Here is a 16051-nt window from a genome sequence, read left to right on the forward strand (position 1 = left end):
GGGTCACAGCCAGCCGTTGTGGCGGGCGACCCGGACGGCCTCCATGCGGTTGCGGGTGCCGGTCTTGATGATGCACGCCGACAGGTGGTTGCGTACGGTGCTCTCCGACAGGTAGAGGCGCTGTGAGATGTCGGCGGCGGTGGAGCCGTCGGCGGCGGCGGCGAGCACGTCGCGCTCGCGCGGCGTCAGCGGGTTCGGCCCTGCGCTCAGGGCGGCCGTGGCCAGGGCGGGGTCGACCACGACCTCGCCCGCGAGCACGCGCCTGATCGCCTGGGCCAGCTCGCCCACGGGCCGGTCCTTGACCACGAAGCCCCTGGCGCCCGCGTCCAGCGCCCGGCGCAGATAGCCGGGCCGTCCGAACGTCGTGACGATGACCACCACGCACTCCGGGAGGGCGGCCCGCAGGTCCGCGGTCGCGTCGAGCCCGCTGCCGCCGGGCATCTCGATGTCGAGCAGGGCCACGTCGGGCTTGGCCCGCAGCGCGGCGGGAACGATCTCGCCCGCCGTCGCGACCTGCGCGACGACCTCGAAGTCGTCCTCCAGATCGAGCAGCACGGTGAGCGCGTCGCGCATCATCGTCTGGTCCTCGGCGATCAGCACGCGGGTCACAGGCCGTCCTCCCGGTCGTCGTCGTCCACGCCCGCGTGCGGGATCTCGGCGGTGAGGACGAACCCGCGCGGCAGGCGGGCGGCGGTCAGCCGCCCGCCCGCGGCGGCCAGGCGCTCGCGCAGCCCGCGCAGGCCGCTGCCGTCCTCCTCGCCCACAGCGCCGCCGGTCCCGTCGTCGCTGATCTCGACCAGCACCGGGTCGCGGTCGCGGCGCAGGGTGATGACGCAGCGCCGGGCGCCGGAATGCCGCACGACGTTCGTGACCCCCTCCCGGACGACCCAGCTCAGCAGCAGGTCGGTCTCCCGCGACAGCGCGGGCCCCGACTCCTTCACCACGCAGTCGACGCCGGCCGCGGCCAGGGCCGCCCTGGCGCTGTCCAGTTCGAAGGCGAGGCTCGCGTCCCGGTAACCCGTGACCGCCTCGCGCACCTCGGTGAGTGCCTGCCGCCCGATGGCCTCGATGTCCGCCGCGTGCCGCACGGCCGCGTCCGTGTCGCGCGGGGCCAGCCGCCGCACGGCCTCGGCCTTGACGACCACCATCGAGAGCGTGTGGCCGAGCAGGTCGTGCAGGTCGCGCGAGAAGCGCAGGCGCTCGGCCGAGACGGCGGCGACGGCCAGCTTCTCCCTGGTCCGGCCGAGTTCCTCGATCACCTCGGCCATCCTGCGGAAGCCGTACGTCGTGATCCCGGCGAGCAGGGTGGTCAGCGCCGCGCCCCACAGCGCCTCGCCGAACGAGCCCCCGTGGACCGGGATGATCGCGGCCAGCGCGGCCGTGACGGCGACGAGCGGGGGCGCGGCGCGCACCGGGAGCACGAGAGCCACGGCCACGGCGAGCAGGGAGAACAGCGTCTGCCACCCGTCCGTTCTGTAGGCCAGGGGCGCCGTGACCGTGACCGCCGCGAGCAGCGCGACGAACGCCACAGGCAGGGGCCGTACGTCCGGACGACCCCGGCGGGCGGTCAGCACGGCTCCCGCGAACGACACCCCCGCGGCGGCCACCAGGGCGCAGGCGGGCCAGGCGGGATCCGCCGACGCCGCGACGGTGGCCGGCGCGATCAGCAGGAGGACGGTCAGCCCGAGCGCGGGGACGAGCAACCGGACCGGCAGCCGTGTGGGGAGCCGCGGCCGGAAACGGCCCGGCCGGGCAGCCCCGGGCTCGCACTCGTCCGCCCGCATCCGCGCCGCCGCCTCCGCCATGGCCGCCATTATGGTCGGCTTCCGGCCGGAGCGGGCAGGGCGGGATGTCGCCTTCCCGGCAGTACGAATCACCCGGGTCTTCGGTCACACCGAACCGGGACCTCGGCACCTGGAGAGGTCCCCGGGGCGCGTCGCAGCCTGACGTAAGGGGTGCCTGCGATGAGACGGTGCAACGAGGATGTCGCCGGGCTGCTGCAGGAGTACGCCGACCTGATCGCGATCACCGGGGGCGACGCGTTCAAGGTGCGGGTCTACGAGAAGGCGGCCCGGTCGGTCGGCGGGTACGGCCGGGAGATCGACGGCATGGACGCGACGGCCCTGCGGGCGATCCCGAACGTCGGCGCGTCGATCGCCGCGAAAATCGACGAATACCTGCGGACCGGGTCGATCCACCAGCTGGAGGAGCTGCGGACGAAGATCCCCGCCGGGGTGCGCCTGCTGACCACGATCCCCACGCTCGGGCCGAAGAAGGCCATGGTCCTGTATCACGAGCGGGGCGTCGACTCGATCGAGAAGCTGGAGGACGCCATCCGTGCCGGGGTCCTGGAGGGGCTGCACGGGTTCGGGGCGAAGACCGAGGAGAACCTGCTCCACGGCATCGAGGTGATGCGCAAGACCGGCAGCCGGGTGCACATCGGGATCGCGATGGCCGTCGCCGAGGAGGTCGTGCCCGCGCTGTCGGCCGTGCCGGGCTGCGAGCGGTGCGCGTACGCCGGGTCGCTGCGGCGGATGAAGGACACGATCGGCGACGTCGACGTCCTGGCCACGGCCGACGACTCGGCTGCCCTGATGGCGGCCTTCACCACGCTGCCGTACGTCACCGAGGTGATCGCGCACGGAGAGACGAAGAGCTCGGTACGCACGGCCGCGGGGCTCCAGGTCGACCTGCGGGTGGTGCCGAGGGACTCCTGGGGGGCGGCGCTGCAGTACTTCACCGGCTCGAAGGCGCACAACATCCGCACCCGGGAGATCGCCGTGCACCGGAAGCTGAAGCTGTCGGAGTACGGCGTGTTCGACGTGGCGACCGGTGAGAAGATCACTTCGGCGGACGAGGCGGAGGTGTACGGCATGCTCGGCCTGCCGTGGATCGAGCCGACGCTGCGCGAGGACACCGGGGAGATCGAGGCCGCGCTGGGCGAGGGACTGCCCCGGGTGGTGACCCTGGCCGACATCCGCGGCGACCTGCACACCCACACCGACCTGACCGACGGGCTGGCGCCGCTGGAGGAGATGGTCGAGGCGGCCGCGGCGCGCGGCTACGGCTACTACGCGGTGACCGACCACGCGCCCAACCTCTACATGCAGCGGATGACCGACGAGAAGGCGCTGGACCAGCGCGAGCGGCTGCGCCGCCTCGGCGCCGCCCACCCCGGTATGACGCTGCTGCACGGATGCGAGCTCAACATCGACCCGGAGGGCGAGGTCGACTGGCCGCCGGAGTTCCTGGCCGGGTTCGACCTGTGCGTGGCCTCGGTGCACTCGCACTTCACCCAGTCGCCGGAAGAGATGACCCGGCGGCTGATCCGGGCCTGCGAGAACCCGTACGTGAAGATCATCGGCCATCCGACGGCGCGGTTGATCGGCAGGCGGGAGCCGGTGGACGCCGACTGGCCGAGGGTGTTCGACGCCTGCGTCCGCACCGGGACGGCGCTGGAGATCGACTCCTTCCCCGACCGGCTCGACCTGCCCTCGGGCCTCGTCCGGCGGGCCGCCGACCGGGGCGTGCTGTTCTCGATCGACAGCGACGCGCACGCCGTGCCGCACCTCGACGTCATCCGATACGGCGTCGGCACCGCGCAGCGCGGCTGGCTCACCCCCGACCGGGTAGTCAACACGTGGCCATTGGATCGGCTGCGGGAGTTCCTCCGCCCGGGATGAAGGGGGTTACATGCTGACGATCGGCCGGCGGCCGCTGCCCGTGGTGGGCCGCGCCCGGATGTACGTGTGCGGGATCACGCCCTACGACACGACCCATCTCGGTCATGCCAGGACGTTCGTGTGGGCCGACGTGGCGGCGCGGGTGCTGCGGCACGCCGGTGTGCCCGTCGAGGTGTGCCGCAACGTCACCGACGTGGACGACGTGCTGACCTCGGCGGCGCGCCGGGCCGGCAGCCCCTACGACAGCTTCGCCGCCGTGCAGCAGTTCTACTTCGACAGGGACATGGCCGCGTTGCACGTGCACCCGGTGACGTACGAGCCGCGGGCGCACACCTACGTGCCGCAGGTCGTCGCGCTCGCCCGCGCCCTGCTGGAGCTGGGCCACGCGTACGAGCGGGACGGCGCGGTGTACTTCCGGGGCTCGGGCGTGCGGGAGCGGGCGGGGATCGGCGCCGAGGAGGCGGCCCGCCTGCTGGCCGAGTTCGGCGACGACCCCGGTTCCGGCGGGGCCGACCCGCGCAGGGACGACCCGGCGGACGTCGCGATCTGGCGGCCGTCGGCGAAGGGAGAGCCGGGCTGGCCCAGCGAGTGGGGCGAGGGGCGGCCGGGCTGGCACGCCGAGTGCGCCGCCATGGCGATGACCACCTACGGGCCGGCCCTCGACCTGCACGCGGGCGGCGCCGACCTGCGTTTCCCGCACCACGCCTACGAGGCCGCGATGGCCGAGGCGGTGACCGGGGTGCGGCCGTTCGCCCGCGCCTGGCTGCATGTGGGGGTGGTCCGCGTCGACGGCGCCAAGATGGCCAAGTCGGCGGGCAACCTCGTCTTCACCACCGACCTGCTGCGGCACCACCCGGTCGGCGCCGTCCGCCTGCTGCTGCTCGGCCACCCGTGGGCGGCCGACTGGGACTACCACCCCGGCGGCCTGGAGGAGGCCGCGGCCCGGCTGGAGCGGCTGCACCGTGCCGCCTACCGTGCCGCCTACCGTGCCGCCTACCGAACCGCCGCCGGGCGGCCCGCGGCCTCGGCGGCGGGGGAGCGGGCGGCGGTGCGCGCGCTGCTGGACGACCTGGACGTCGCGACCGCCCTGGCGATCGCCGAGGAGGAGGGCGGGCAGGCCGCCCGCACGGTCATCGCGGTGCTCGCGCTGGGGTGATTCACGCGGCGGCGGCCCGGGCGTCGTACTCGTCGTGCACGGCCACTACGTCCCGCCCGGCGGCGGCCAGGAACGAGGCGGCGATGGACGCCCGGTAGCCGCTCGCGCAGTGCGTCCACACCTCGCCGCCGGGCACCTCGTCCAGCCGCGCGGGCAGCTCGTGCAGCGGGATGTGGATCGCGCCGGGGACGTGCGACTCGCGCCACTCCACCTCGCGGCGCACGTCGAGGACCACGATCGGGCGGAGGCGGCGCACGGCGGCCAGGTCGGCGAACGTCGCCGTCGGCATCGACGCGGGCTTGTCGTCGCCGGTCCACTCGGCGGGCCCTCCGGTGGCGGCCGCGGCCGGGCGGTCGATGCCGATCCGCGCCAGCTCGCGCTGAGCCCGCGCGATGTCCCCGGGCGTCTCGCCGAGCAGGGTCACGGGCGTTCGCGGTGTTCCCGACGTGCTCCAGGGAATCAGCCAGCCCAGATAGACGGCGAGGTTCCCGTCCAGCCCGAAGTTGAGCGTCCCCGCCAGGTGGCCCGCCGCGAACGCCGTACGGGACCGCAGGTCCACCACCCACTCGCCGGCCCGGAGGCGGCGGCGCAGCTCGGCGGCGTCCGCGTGGCGCGGCGCGGACAGGTCGGGCGCGTCCGGCCCGGCCTGGTTGAGCGGGGCCATGTGGGCGTAGTACGCCGGGTAGACGTCCAGGCCCGCCAGCAGCGACTCCACGTACTCGTCCTCGCCCCGGGTCAGGACCGGGTTGACCCGCCGCTCCCTGCCGATCGTCGACTCGGTGACCTCCGACTGGGTGGCCGAGCAGAAGCTGCCGAACCCGTGGGTGGGGAAGACGTCGGTCTCGGCGGGAAGTTCGCGGGCCAGCCGGTGCGCCGAGGCGTACTGGGCGCGCACCAGCGCGTTGGTGTGCTCGGGGCCGAGCAGGTCGGGCCGCCCGGTCGTGCCGTGCAGCAGCGAGCCCCCGGTGAAGACGGCGGGCGGCCGGTCCGGGGACTCCAGCACGTACGACAGGTGGGTGAAGGTGTGGCCGGGGGTGGCGACGGCGCGCAGGCGCGTTCGCGGGCCGGCCTCGACCACGTCCCCGTCCTCGACCGGGCTCCGGTCGAACGCCACGGGGTCGGCCGCGTTGACGTGGTAGGCCGCGCCGGTGGCCGAGGCCAGGGCGGGCCCGCCGGTCACGTAGTCGTTGTGCACGTGGGTCTCGAAGACGTGACGGATCTCGACACCGCGCCGCTCGGCCAGGCGGAGCACCCGGTCGATGTCCCGCTGCGGGTCCACCACGAAGGCGACCTCCCCGTCGGCGACGAGGTAGCTGCGGTCGCCCAGGGAGGGGGTCTCGACGGGGATGATTTCGATCATTCAGGTCCCTCCTCGGCTCGTGAGGCACCCGTACCCAGGGAGAAGGACTTCACCTCCTCCCGGGTCGGCGGGACCGCGCCGGCGCGGGTGCAGACGATCGCGGCCGCGGCGCAGCCGCGCCGCAGCGCCTCCGCCACGCGATCGGCGCTCAGAGGCGCGCCGTCGAGCGCGTCGAGGTAGGCGGCGGTGAAGGTGTCGCCCGCGCCGACCGTGTCCACCACCTCGACCGCCGGAGCAGGGCAGGTGATCACCTCGTCGCCCAGCACCGCCGCGGCGCCGTCGCCGCCCCGGGTGACCACCACGAGACCCGGGCCCAGGCCGGCCCATCGCCGCGCCACGTCGAGGAAGGGCTCGCCCGGGTGGAGCCAGTCGAGGTCCTCGGCGCTCACCTTGACCAGGCGCGCGAGCCGTACGCACTCCTCGACGTGGGCCAGGGCACGCGCCCGGTCGCCGATGAGGGACGGCCGGATGTTCGGGTCGTAGGACACCGTGATCCCCGCCTCGGCGGCGGCCCGCATCACGTCCCGCACGTGCGCGGCGCCCGGTCCTGCGAGCACGGCCAGGGAGCCGGTGTGCAGGCAGGTCACCCCGTCGAGCGCCACCGGGGCGGAGAACCGCCAGTTGAAACGGAAGTCGTAGGAGGCCGAGCCGTCCGCGCCGACCCGGGCGAAGGCCAGGCCGGTCGCCGCCGCCGGGGCGAGGTCTCCGGTCCCGATCCCGTGGCGGGTCAGGTGGTCGCGCAGCAGGCCGCCGAAGAAATCGTCCCCGGTCTCCCCGGCGAACCGCACGGGCCGGCCCAGCGCGGCCAGCGCCACCGCGACGTTGAGCGGGCTGCCGCCGGGCACGGCGGTGAAGGTCCACGATCCCGGCGTGCCGATCAGGTCGACCAGGCTCTCGCCGACCACGAGGAACGTCACGCGGCATCCTCACCCGGATCCTCGCCCGGGTCCTCCGCCAGCACCCGCTGGGCGACGGCGAACGCGGCGTTGGCGGCGGGCACCCCGCAGTAGATCGCGGTCTGCAGCAGCACCTCCTTGATCTCGTCGATCGTGAGCCCGTTGCGCCGCGCGGCCCGCACGTGCATGGCCAGCTCCTCCAGATGCCCGCGCGCCACCAGGGCGGTGAGCGTGATGCAGCTGCGAGTGCGGCGGTCCAGCCCCGGCCGGGTCCAGATCTCCCCCCAGGCGTACCGGGTGATCAGGTCCTGGAAGTCCGCGGTGAACTCGGTGGTCCGCGCCTGCGCCCGGTCCACGTGCGCGTCGCCCAGCACCTCGCGGCGCACGCGCATGCCGTCCTCGTAGCTCATGCCGTCCTCCAGCGGGTGGCCAGATGCCGCGTGATCGCCTCGTTCACGACGTCCGGGCGTTCGGCGGTGGCCAGGTGGGCGGCCCCCGGCACGACCAGCAGCTCGGCGTCCGGGATGCCCCGGGCCAGGGCCTCCGCGTCCGACGGCGGGGTCGCCGGGTCCTCTGCTCCGGCGATCAGCAGAGCGGGCGCGCGGACCTCGCCGAGCCGGTCGCGGACGTCGAAGACCGCCAGGGCCTCGCAGCACGAGGCGTACCCCTCGGGGTCGGCGGCGCTGAGCATGTCCAGGTAGCGCTCGGCGTCGGGGAAGCCCGCCGTGAACCACCGTCTCCTCGTCGCCTCGGCCAGGGGTTTCGTGCCCTCCGCGCGGACCAGCGCGGCACGTTCGCGCCAGCTCTCCGCCGTGCCGAAGCGGGCCGAGGTGCAGCACAGGGCCAAGCTTGCGACCCGATCGGGCGCGCGCAGCGCCAGCGTGGTCCCGACGGCCCCGCCCAGCGACACCCCGCCGTACGCGACCGCGTCCAGGCCGTGCCGGTCGAGCAGGGCCAGCACCCCGGCGGCGAGGTCGTCCACCGTAAAGCCGGATGCGGACGGCGACCCGCCGTGGCCGGGCAGGTCGTAGCGGAGCACCCGCCAGGTGCGGGTGAGCGCGGGAAGCTGCGGCTCCCACAGGTCGAGCGTCGTGCCCAGCGAGGGCCCGAGCACGACGACCGGGGCGTCCGGCGGCCCGTCGAGACGATGGTGCAGGATCATGGTGCCTTTCCCTGGTGGTGCTTCAGAGCTCGGTCGACGAGGGCGGGCGCCGCCCCGATGCCCGGGTCCTCCCCATGCTCGGCCAGCACGGCGAGCAGATGATCGAGATTGTGCCGCATGCGCTCGGGGAACACTTCCAGCCCCTCGGCCAGCTCGGCGGCCGTCTCGGCCGCGCCGCCGGCCAGGCGCAGGCACTCGCGCAGCGGCTGCCACTCGGCGTGCCAGCTCCCCGCGGGCCGCTCGTGCTCGGCGACCCGCGCGGCGAGCAGGATCTGCGCGAGCGCGGGCGCCTGCAGCGCCGCCGACCTGATCATCGTGGCGAGCACCGGGTTGCGCTTGTGCGCCATCGCCGACGAGCCGCCCCGGCCCGGCGCGGCGGGCTCGGCGACCTCGCCCACCTCGCTCTGCGCCAGCAGGATCACGTCGGTGGCGAGCTTGCCCAGCGCGCCCGTCACGGCGGCGAGCGCGCAGGCCAGGTCGGTCACGGGCGTGCGCAGCGCGTGCCAGGGCAGCACCGGCTCGGCCAGCCCGGTCTCGGCCGCGAACAGGGGCAGCAGGTCGAGGGCCCGCTCGCCGTACCCGGCCATGGTGCCGGCCGCGCCGCCGAGCTGGACCGGCAGCCGCACCGCCGCCAGGCGGTCGCGCGCGTCCCGGCAGCCGGCCAGCCACCCGGCGGCCTTCAGTCCGAACGTGGTGGGCACCGCCTGCTGCCCGAGCGTACGGCCCGCCATCGGGGTGTCCCGGTGCTCGCCGGCCAGCCGGGCCAGCGCGGCGAGCACCCGGTCGAGGTCGCGCAGGATCGTCTCGCGGGCCCGCACGGCCACCAGCATCGCCGCCGTGTCGAGGATGTCCTGGCTGGTGGCGCCGTGATGCACCCAGGATCCCGCCTCGCCTGCGGCGGTCCGCAGATCCTTGACCAGCGGCACGACGGGGTTGCCCGCGTCCCTGGCGCGGCGGGCGAGATCGGCCAGGTTGAAATAAGCCTCGCCGAACCCCTCCGGGCGGGCCGCCTCGGCGATCGCGGCGACGGCCTGCTCAGGGACGACGCCGAGGCGGGCCTGCGCCCGCGCGAGGCAGACCTCCGCCTCCAGCATCGCCCGGAGCCAGGCGTCGTCGGCCGTGACCGCCGCCACCTCCGTGCCCGCCCACACGGGGCACAACAGCCCGCGATCAGCACCTCCGTCAGAACTCAAGGAAGACCGTCTCCTGCTCGCCCTGCAGCCGTACGTCGAACCGGTAGACGTCCTGCCCCTCGGCGTGGGCGAGCAACGTCGCGCGGCGGACCGGGTCGAGGGAGTCGAGCAGCGGGTCGGGCGTGTCGGCGAGGTAGACGCGGGTCCGCACCGGCTTGAGCAGGCCCCGCGCGAAGACCAGCAGCGCGGCGTAGGGCCGGGACGGCGGCGCGAGCCGGAACCGGTAGGAGCCGTCGGGCGCGGTGCCGCATCGCCCGAAGCCGGAGACCCCAGTGCCCCCGGAGATCCCGGTCCCGCCGCGGCCCAGGGCGCCCCGATCGCCGGGTTCCCCGGTCCACAGCTCCAGCAGGGCGTCGGGCACCGGCTCACCGGCCCCGTCGAGCACCCGGCCGGTGATCGTCACGGCTCTCGGATGGCCCTCCGGGACGAGCTCCCAGTCGGCCGCGTACGGCAGGGCGAACCCGAAGAACGGGCCGACGGTCTGCGAAGGGGTGGTCACGCGTCCTCCATCGGGGTACGGCCGAGCACCACGTCCCACCGGTAGCCGAGCGCCCACTCCGGCTCGGTGATCTCCAGGTCGAACGTGGAGACGAGCCGCTCGCGGGCGGCCGGATCGGGAATGGACCGGAAGATCGGGTCGAAGGCGAACAGCGGGTCGCCGGGGAAGTACATCTGCGTCACCAGGCGCTGGGTGAACGCCGTGCCGAAGATCGAGAAGTGGATGTGCGCGGGCCGCCAGGCGTTCGGGTGGTTGCGCCAGGGATAGGCCCCCGGCTTGATCGTCACGAACCGGTAGCGGCCCTCGTCGTCGGTCAGGCACCGGCCCGCGCCGGTGAAGTTGGGGTCGAGCGGCGCCGGGTGCTGGTCGCGCTGGTGGGCGTACCGGCCGGCGGAGTTCGCCTGCCAGATCTCCACCAGCGTGTCCGGCACCGGCCGGCCCGACGCGTCGAGGATCCGCCCGGTGACGATGATGCGCTCGCCGAGCGGCTCGCCCGCGTGGCCCGCGGTCAGGTCGGCGTCGAGCGGGTCCACCTCGTCGCGGCCGAAGACCGGGCCGGTCAGCTCGGCGGCCTCCGGATCCTCCTTCATCTCCAACGGCGGCCGGGACGGCGCCCGCAGGACCGTGCTGGCGTAGTCCGGGTGCAGGTAGGGCGGGTGCGTCACGATGTCTCCTCTTGGTAGGGCAGGCCCACGTAGTTCTCCGCCAGCGTCGTCCCTGCCGCCTCCGAGGACGTCACGTAGTCGAGGTAGGAGGTCTGCAGCCGCCGGGCGTAGGCGTCGTCGGACTCGAACGTGTGCAGCAGCGTCGTCATCCACCACGAGAAGTGCTGGGCCCGCCACACCCGGGGCAGGCAGGCCCGCGAGTAGCCGTCCAGCGCCTCCGTCGAGCCGTCGGCGAAGAAGCGCGCCAGCGCCTCGGTCAGCACCCGCACGTCGGCCACCGCCAGGTTGAGCCCCTTCGCGCCGGTCGGCGGCACGATGTGGGCCGCGTCCCCGGCCAGGAACAGCCTGCCGTGCTGCATGGGCTCGGCCACGAAGCCGCGCATCGGCGTGATCCCTCTTTCGACGATGTCGCCGGTCGCGAGGGTGAAGCCGGGCACGGTCTCCAGCCGGGCCCGCAGCTCGGCCCAGATCCGCTCGTCGGGCCAGGCGGCGAGGTCCTCGTCGGGCGCCACCTGGAGGTAGAACCGGCTGATCTCCGGGGAGCGCATGCTGTGCAGCGCGAAGCCGCGCTCGGTCCGCGCGTAGATCAGCTCTTCCGACGACGGCTTCACTTTCGCGAGGATGCCGAGCCAGGCGAAGGGATAGTCGCGGCGATACTCGGTCAGCACGCCCTCGGGAATCGACGGCCGGGACACGCCGTGGAAGCCGTCGCACCCCGCGATCACGTCGCAGTCCAGCCGCCCCTCCGTGCCGTCCGCCTCGGTGAAGGTGAGGTACGGCCGGTCGGTCGCCGCGTCGTGCACCGCCACGTCGTCCACCTCGAAACGGACGTCGCCCCCGGCCGCCAGCCGTGCCGCGATCAGGTCCTTGACGACCTCCTGCTGGCCGTACACGGTTATGCAGCGGCCGGGCACCAGCCGCTCGAAGGCGACGCGGTGGCCCGCTCCGCCGTACCGCAGCTCGATGCCGTGGTGGGGCAGGCCCTCCCGCTTCATTCGCTCGCCCACGCCCGCCTCGACGAGTGTGTCCACCGTGCCCTGTTCGAGCACACCCGCCCGCACCCGCCGCTCTACGTACTCCCTGCTGCGGCGTTCGAGCACCACGGACTCGATCCCGCGCAGATGGAGCAGATGGGAGAGCAGCAGGCCGGCCGGTCCGGCCCCGATGATCCCGACCTGAGTTCGCATGGGTCAAGCATCGGGAGCATCCGCCGTGCCGCGTAGGCTTTGCTTCTACTGAGTGGAAGAAGGGGTCACATGGCCGGCGGCGCACGCGACCTGGGGCGTTCCGTGACCTCCCGGGTGCTGGCCATTCTCGGCGCCTTCGACGCCCACCATCCGCGGCTCACGCTGACGGAGATCGCCGGACGGACCGGCATGGCGTTGAGCACCGTCCACCGGCTCGTCGCGGAGCTGGAGGAGTGGCACGCCCTGCGCCGCGGCGCCGACGGGCGCTACCAGATCGGCCGTCGCCTGTGGGAGCTGGGACAGCTCGCCCCCGACCCGCTGCAGGAGGTGGCGCACCCCTGGCTGCAGGAGCTGTTCGGCGGCACAGGGGAGAACGTCCACCTCGCGGTGCGCGACGGGGTCGAGGTGCTCTACGTGGACAAGGTGTACGGCAAGCGGGCCGTGCCGATCGTGTCGCGGACCGGCTCGCGCCTGCCCATGCACCCGACCGGCGTCGGTAAGGCGCTGCTGGCCTTCGAGCCGGGCTGGTTCGTCGGCTCCTATCTGTCCCGGCCGCTGGAGCGGCCGACCCCGCACACCATCACCGAGCCGGGCCGCCTGGCCCGCGAGCTGGCCCAGGTGCGCGCCCAGGGGTACGCGACGACGCACGAGGAGATGACGCTCGGCTCCTGCTCGGCGGCCGCGCCGGTGCTGGTCGGGGACCGGCCCGTCGCGGCCGTCGGCATCGTGGTCTCCTCCAGGCGGGTGCGCGAGCTGCCCCGCCTGGTCGATCCGCTGCTGGCCGTCGCGGCCCGCATCGCCGGCGACTACCGGGCCGCCGTCTCCCGGGTGTGACGGGTCGCCGGTTACAGTCGCCGGCTACAGCGGCGTGCAGGTCAGGCCGGTCACCCCGAACACGCCGTTCGTCGAGCTGCCGACCGCGGTGATCGTGACGGCGCCTCCCGGGTTGACGGTGCCGTTCCAGGACACGTTGCCGGCGGTGACGCTCTGCCCGGTCTGGGTCCACTTGGTGGTCAGCAGCGAGAAGAGCTTCTCGTCGCCGGTGAACGTCCAGGAGATCCGCCACCCGGTGAAGGCGGTCGTGCCGGTGTTGACCACGTGTCCGGGCACCGTGAACCCCGTCACGTAGTGCGAGCCGGTGTCGAAGACGACCGCGCAGGACGCCGAGGCCGCGTTCGCGGGCGTGGCGATCGCCGCGGTGCCGGCCAGCGCGGCCGCGGCGATCACGACGGCCCGCGCGCGTCTGAAACCGGTTTCATGCCTGCCCGAAAAAAAGAGCCGTGCCATTCCCTCTCCTCTGCCGATTCGATGAACGTCGCCTCAGGATTGTCACCATGGCCGCGGACGGATGTCATGGGCACGGGCGGGGCGCGGTCCGTCATCCCGGCACACGGGTGAAAGTTTCATGCCCCTAAGATCGTTCACGAAAAGGGAGACGAGGAGATCGCGTGAGCCGGGACGAGGAAGCGCTGAAGGCCATCGACTTCTCCACGCCGAGTGTGGCGCGGATCTACGACTGGTGGCTGGGCGGCAAGGACAACTTCGCGGTCGACAGGGCCGCCGCCGAGAAACTGCTCGAACTGGTCGGCTCCGACGGCCGCCTGGTGATCAGGCAGAACCGGGAGTTCCTCGGCCGCGCCGTCCGCTTCCTCAGCGAGGCGGGCATCCGGCAGTTCCTCGACCTCGGCACCGGCATCCCCACACAGGGCAACGTCCACGAGGTCGCCCACGAGGTCGATCCCGAGGCGACCGTCGTCTACGTCGACAACGACCCCATCGTCGCCGCGCACGGCCGGGCGCTGCTCACCGGCGGCGGCCGTACGGGCGTGGTGCACGCCGACATGCGCGACCCGGACACGATCGTCGAAAGCCCGATCACCAAGGAGCTGATCGACTTCAGCAAGCCGGTGGCCGTGCTGTTCGTCGCCGTGCTGCACTTCGTGGACGACGACGACGCCGAGCGCGTGGTCTCCTACTTCCGCGAGCGCATGGCCCCCGGCAGCTACCTCGTCATCTCCCACGGCACCCAGGGCCGCCTGAGCGAGGGCACGATCACCGAGACCCGAGCCGTGTACGAGAAGTCCACGGCCGCGCTGCGCGACCGCACGCCCGAGCACATCGCCCGGTTCTTCACGGGGTTCGAGCCGGTCGAGCCGGGGCTGGTCGACGTGGCCGACTGGCGCAACGACAGCGACTTCATCGAGCACAGCAAGGGCGGCTACGTCCTCGGCGGCGTCGGCCGGCTCCGCTGAATCTTCCCCTGAATCCTCCCCTGTGGGACTTTCGTCCCTGCTGATCGGCCCGCGGGCGGCCGTACTGTAAGCGGGAAGGGCGAACGGGCGGAGGGGGACGCCGTGGACGCCGTCGTGATCGATTCTCTCGAACCCCTGGTCGGCGAGCTGCGGGCCCGGGGTTACGCCGTCGTGGGCCCGGTGGTGCGCGAGCGCGTCATCCGCTTCGAGGAGATCGCGTCGGCCGACCGGCTGGCCAGGGGCTGGACCGACGTCCAGGAGCCCGGGCGCTACCGCCTGGCCGAAGGCGCCGGCGAGATGGTCTTCTCATTCGCGGCGAGCCCCGACTCCGCCAAGAGCTACACCCAGCCGCCCCGGCAGACGCTGTTCCGGATGCGCGGCGAACAGGTCGAGGAGGCGGAGGAGGACGCCCCGCGGGTCGCCCTGCTCGGCGTACGGGCCTGCGACCTGGCCGCGATCGCCGTGCAGGACCGGGTCTTCCTCGGTGGCAGGCACCCCGATCCGGCCTACCTTCGGCGGCGGCGGGCCCTGCTGCTGGTCGCGGTCAACTGCGCCGTGCCCGGCGGCACGTGCTTCTGCGTCTCCATGCACACAGGCCCCCGGGCCACCACCGGGTTCGACCTCGCCCTCACCGAGCTGGCCGCGCCGCACCGGTTCGTGGTGGAGACCGGCAGCGAGAGGGGCGAGCAGATCGTCGCGGCGCTGCCGCGCCGGCCCGCCTCGGCCGAAGACCTGGCGGCCTCCGCCGAGGTGTCCCGCGACGCCGCCGAGCACATGGGCCGCCACGTGGAGACCGAGGGCATCCAGGAACGGCTGTCGGCGCACGACTCGCCGCGCTGGACGCAGGTCGGCGCGCGCTGCCTCACCTGCACCAACTGCACGATGGTCTGCCCCACCTGCTTCTGCACCACGGTCGAGGACGCCACGTCGTTCACCGACGGCACGGCCGAGCGGATCGAGCGCTGGGACTCCTGCTTCACGCTGGACTTCTCCGAGGTCAACGGGACGCCCGTGCGCGGCTCGAACGCCGGCCGCTACCGTCAGTGGCTCACCCACAAGTTCTCGACCTGGATCGACCAGTTCGGCATGTCCGGCTGCGTCGGCTGCGGGCGCTGCATCACCTGGTGCCCCGTCGGCATCGACGTCACCGAGGAGCTGGCGAACCTGCCATGATCGGCGGCCCGCACCCGATGACGCCGGCGCTCTACCGCGTGCGGTCCTGCCGGCCCGACCGGGTCGACACCGTGACCCTCACGCTGGAGCCGCTGCGCGGAGAGTGCCCGCAGTTCCACCCCGGCCAGTTCACCATGCTGTACGCCCCCGGCGTGGGGGAGATCGCGGTCTCGATCAGCGGGCGGGCCCGGTCCGGCGGTTACACGCAGACGATCAGGGCCGTGGGCGCGGTCAGCGCCGCCCTGTGCGGCAAGCGGCCCGGCGACGTCGTCGGCGTGCGCGGGCCGTACGGCCAGGGCTGGGGGCTGCGCGCCGCGGCCGGCCTCGACGTGGTGGTGGCCGCGGGCGGGCTGGGCCTGGCCCCGCTGCGGCCGCTCGTGCGGGCGCTGCTGCGGGACCGGTGCGGCCGGATCAGTGTGATCGTCGGCAGCCGGGCTCCCGACTTGCTCCTCTATCCGGGGGACCTGGCCCGCTGGACCCGGCAGGGTGCCGACGTCAGGGTGATCGTGGACCACCCCGACCACGCCTGGCGCGGGCCGGTCGGTCTGGTCACCCGGCTGATCGACCGGATCGTCTTCGAGCCGCGCCGCACGTGCGCCTTCGTGTGCGGGCCCGAGGCCATGATGAGGAACACGGCGGCGGAGCTGGTGCGGCGCGGCGTCGCCCCCGGCCGGGTAGAGCTGTCGCTGGAGCGGAACATGAAGTGCGCGGTGGCCCGCTGCGGCCACTGCCAGTTCGGCCCGCTGTTCGTATGCGAGGACGGGCCGGTGCTGCGGTACGACCGCGCGGCGCCGATGCTCGCCGTCCCGGAGCTGTGAGGGGGCG

Annotated in this window: 17 protein-coding genes; 6 read left to right on the plus strand and 11 right to left on the minus strand. The window is 73.7% G+C overall.

The genetic code is table 11. The annotated features are described in order from the left end of the window. Positions 1–3: 3 nt before the first annotated feature. Complete coding sequence (locus HHX35_RS22665; protein ID WP_182900764.1) at positions 4–609, minus strand: response regulator transcription factor; 606 nt, start codon at positions 607–609, stop codon at positions 4–6. After that, positions 606–1805: a sensor histidine kinase gene (locus tag HHX35_RS22670; protein ID WP_220505753.1), complete on the minus strand. Its 1200-nt coding sequence runs from the start codon at positions 1803–1805 to the stop codon at positions 606–608. The genes HHX35_RS22665 and HHX35_RS22670 overlap by 4 nt, the downstream gene beginning before the upstream one ends. Positions 1806–1964: 159 nt before the next feature. Here HHX35_RS22670 and polX point away from each other — a divergent pair, with 159 nt between their 5' ends. Both polX and HHX35_RS22680 read left to right on the plus strand, forming a co-directional pair. Next, on the plus strand, positions 1965–3683 hold the full coding sequence (gene polX, locus HHX35_RS22675; protein ID WP_182900765.1) for a DNA polymerase/3'-5' exonuclease PolX: 1719 nt from the start codon (positions 1965–1967) through the stop codon (positions 3681–3683). Between the two features lie 10 nt (positions 3684–3693). Continuing rightward, entirely contained in the window at positions 3694–4839 is a 1146-nt protein-coding gene (locus HHX35_RS22680) for a class I tRNA ligase family protein (protein ID WP_182900766.1), read from the plus strand. Position 4840: 1 nt separating this feature from the next. Here the strand turns inward: HHX35_RS22680 and HHX35_RS22685 are convergent, their stop codons facing one another. The 8 genes from HHX35_RS22685 to pobA are packed head-to-tail and all read right to left on the minus strand — an operon-like array spanning position 4841 to position 11801. Beyond that, positions 4841–6199: a rhodanese-like domain-containing protein gene (locus tag HHX35_RS22685; protein ID WP_182900767.1), complete on the minus strand. Its 1359-nt coding sequence runs from the start codon at positions 6197–6199 to the stop codon at positions 4841–4843. Then, positions 6196–7116, minus strand: a complete 921-nt coding sequence (locus tag HHX35_RS22690; RefSeq protein WP_182900768.1) for a carbohydrate kinase — start codon at positions 7114–7116, stop codon at positions 6196–6198. The genes HHX35_RS22685 and HHX35_RS22690 overlap by 4 nt, the downstream gene beginning before the upstream one ends. Then, entirely contained in the window at positions 7113–7505 is a 393-nt protein-coding gene (pcaC, locus tag HHX35_RS43675; RefSeq protein WP_182900769.1) for a 4-carboxymuconolactone decarboxylase, read from the minus strand. Before pcaC ends, HHX35_RS22690 begins: the two co-directional genes overlap by 4 nt. Then, positions 7502–8257: a 3-oxoadipate enol-lactonase gene (gene pcaD, locus HHX35_RS22700; protein WP_182900770.1), complete on the minus strand. Its 756-nt coding sequence runs from the start codon at positions 8255–8257 to the stop codon at positions 7502–7504. The genes pcaC and pcaD overlap by 4 nt, the downstream gene beginning before the upstream one ends. Continuing rightward, positions 8254–9450, minus strand: a complete 1197-nt coding sequence (pcaB, locus tag HHX35_RS22705) for a 3-carboxy-cis,cis-muconate cycloisomerase (protein ID WP_182900771.1) — start codon at positions 9448–9450, stop codon at positions 8254–8256. Before pcaB ends, pcaD begins: the two co-directional genes overlap by 4 nt. Then, positions 9440–9949 (minus strand): protocatechuate 3,4-dioxygenase subunit alpha, encoded by a 510-nt coding sequence (locus tag HHX35_RS22710; protein WP_182900772.1) that lies wholly within the window; start codon positions 9947–9949, stop codon positions 9440–9442. Before HHX35_RS22710 ends, pcaB begins: the two co-directional genes overlap by 11 nt. Beyond that, entirely contained in the window at positions 9946–10617 is a 672-nt protein-coding gene (pcaH, locus tag HHX35_RS22715) for a protocatechuate 3,4-dioxygenase subunit beta (RefSeq protein WP_139572739.1), read from the minus strand. Before pcaH ends, HHX35_RS22710 begins: the two co-directional genes overlap by 4 nt. Then, positions 10611–11801 (minus strand): 4-hydroxybenzoate 3-monooxygenase, encoded by a 1191-nt coding sequence (pobA, locus tag HHX35_RS22720; RefSeq protein WP_182900773.1) that lies wholly within the window; start codon positions 11799–11801, stop codon positions 10611–10613. The genes pcaH and pobA overlap by 7 nt, the downstream gene beginning before the upstream one ends. A gap of 69 nt (positions 11802–11870) precedes the next feature. Between pobA and HHX35_RS22725 the strand changes: the two genes are divergently transcribed. Further along, positions 11871–12635 carry an IclR family transcriptional regulator gene (locus HHX35_RS22725; RefSeq protein WP_182900774.1) on the plus strand — a complete coding sequence of 255 codons (765 nt, stop codon included), beginning with the start codon at positions 11871–11873 and terminating at the stop codon, positions 12633–12635. Positions 12636–12659: 24 nt separating this feature from the next. Here the strand turns inward: HHX35_RS22725 and HHX35_RS22730 are convergent, their stop codons facing one another. Further along, positions 12660–13088: a cellulose binding domain-containing protein gene (locus HHX35_RS22730; protein ID WP_182900775.1), complete on the minus strand. Its 429-nt coding sequence runs from the start codon at positions 13086–13088 to the stop codon at positions 12660–12662. A 161-nt stretch (positions 13089–13249) separates the two neighbouring features. Here HHX35_RS22730 and HHX35_RS22735 point away from each other — a divergent pair, with 161 nt between their 5' ends. From HHX35_RS22735 to HHX35_RS22745, 3 genes are all read left to right on the plus strand, one after another. Beyond that, the gene (locus HHX35_RS22735; protein ID WP_182900776.1) at positions 13250–14053 is read left to right on the plus strand and encodes an SAM-dependent methyltransferase; all 804 of its coding nucleotides are present in this window, start codon (positions 13250–13252) and stop codon (positions 14051–14053) included. Positions 14054–14155: 102 nt separating this feature from the next. Beyond that, positions 14156–15226 carry a 4Fe-4S dicluster domain-containing protein gene (locus HHX35_RS22740; RefSeq protein ID WP_182900777.1) on the plus strand — a complete coding sequence of 357 codons (1071 nt, stop codon included), beginning with the start codon at positions 14156–14158 and terminating at the stop codon, positions 15224–15226. Beyond that, on the plus strand, positions 15223–16044 hold the full coding sequence (locus tag HHX35_RS22745) for an FAD/NAD(P)-binding protein (RefSeq protein WP_259405300.1): 822 nt from the start codon (positions 15223–15225) through the stop codon (positions 16042–16044). Before HHX35_RS22740 ends, HHX35_RS22745 begins: the two co-directional genes overlap by 4 nt. Positions 16045–16051: the final 7 nt, after the last annotated feature.

This window comes from Microbispora sp. H10830 (assembly GCF_014161375.1).
Lineage (GTDB): Bacteria > Actinomycetota > Actinomycetes > Streptosporangiales > Streptosporangiaceae > Microbispora > Microbispora catharanthi.

Bases quoted from the DNA above. Each gene is read 5' to 3' on its own strand.
- HHX35_RS22670 (WP_220505753.1), bottom strand. From the start codon at position 1,805: ATGGCGGAGGCGGCGGCGCGGATGCGGGCGGACGAGTGCGAGCCCGGG.
- polX (WP_182900765.1), top strand. From the start codon at position 1,965: ATGAGACGGTGCAACGAGGATGTCGCCGGGCTGCTGCAGGAGTACGCC.
- HHX35_RS22680 (WP_182900766.1), top strand. From the start codon at position 3,694: ATGCTGACGATCGGCCGGCGGCCGCTGCCCGTGGTGGGCCGCGCCCGG.
- HHX35_RS22685 (WP_182900767.1), bottom strand. From the start codon at position 6,199: ATGATCGAAATCATCCCCGTCGAGACCCCCTCCCTGGGCGACCGCAGC.
- pcaC (WP_182900769.1), bottom strand. From the start codon at position 7,505: ATGAGCTACGAGGACGGCATGCGCGTGCGCCGCGAGGTGCTGGGCGAC.
- pcaD (WP_182900770.1), bottom strand. From the start codon at position 8,257: ATGATCCTGCACCATCGTCTCGACGGGCCGCCGGACGCCCCGGTCGTC.
- pobA (WP_182900773.1), bottom strand. From the start codon at position 11,801: ATGCGAACTCAGGTCGGGATCATCGGGGCCGGACCGGCCGGCCTGCTG.
- HHX35_RS22725 (WP_182900774.1), top strand. From the start codon at position 11,871: ATGGCCGGCGGCGCACGCGACCTGGGGCGTTCCGTGACCTCCCGGGTG.
- HHX35_RS22730 (WP_182900775.1), bottom strand. From the start codon at position 13,088: ATGGCACGGCTCTTTTTTTCGGGCAGGCATGAAACCGGTTTCAGACGC.
- HHX35_RS22745 (WP_259405300.1), top strand. From the start codon at position 15,223: ATGATCGGCGGCCCGCACCCGATGACGCCGGCGCTCTACCGCGTGCGG.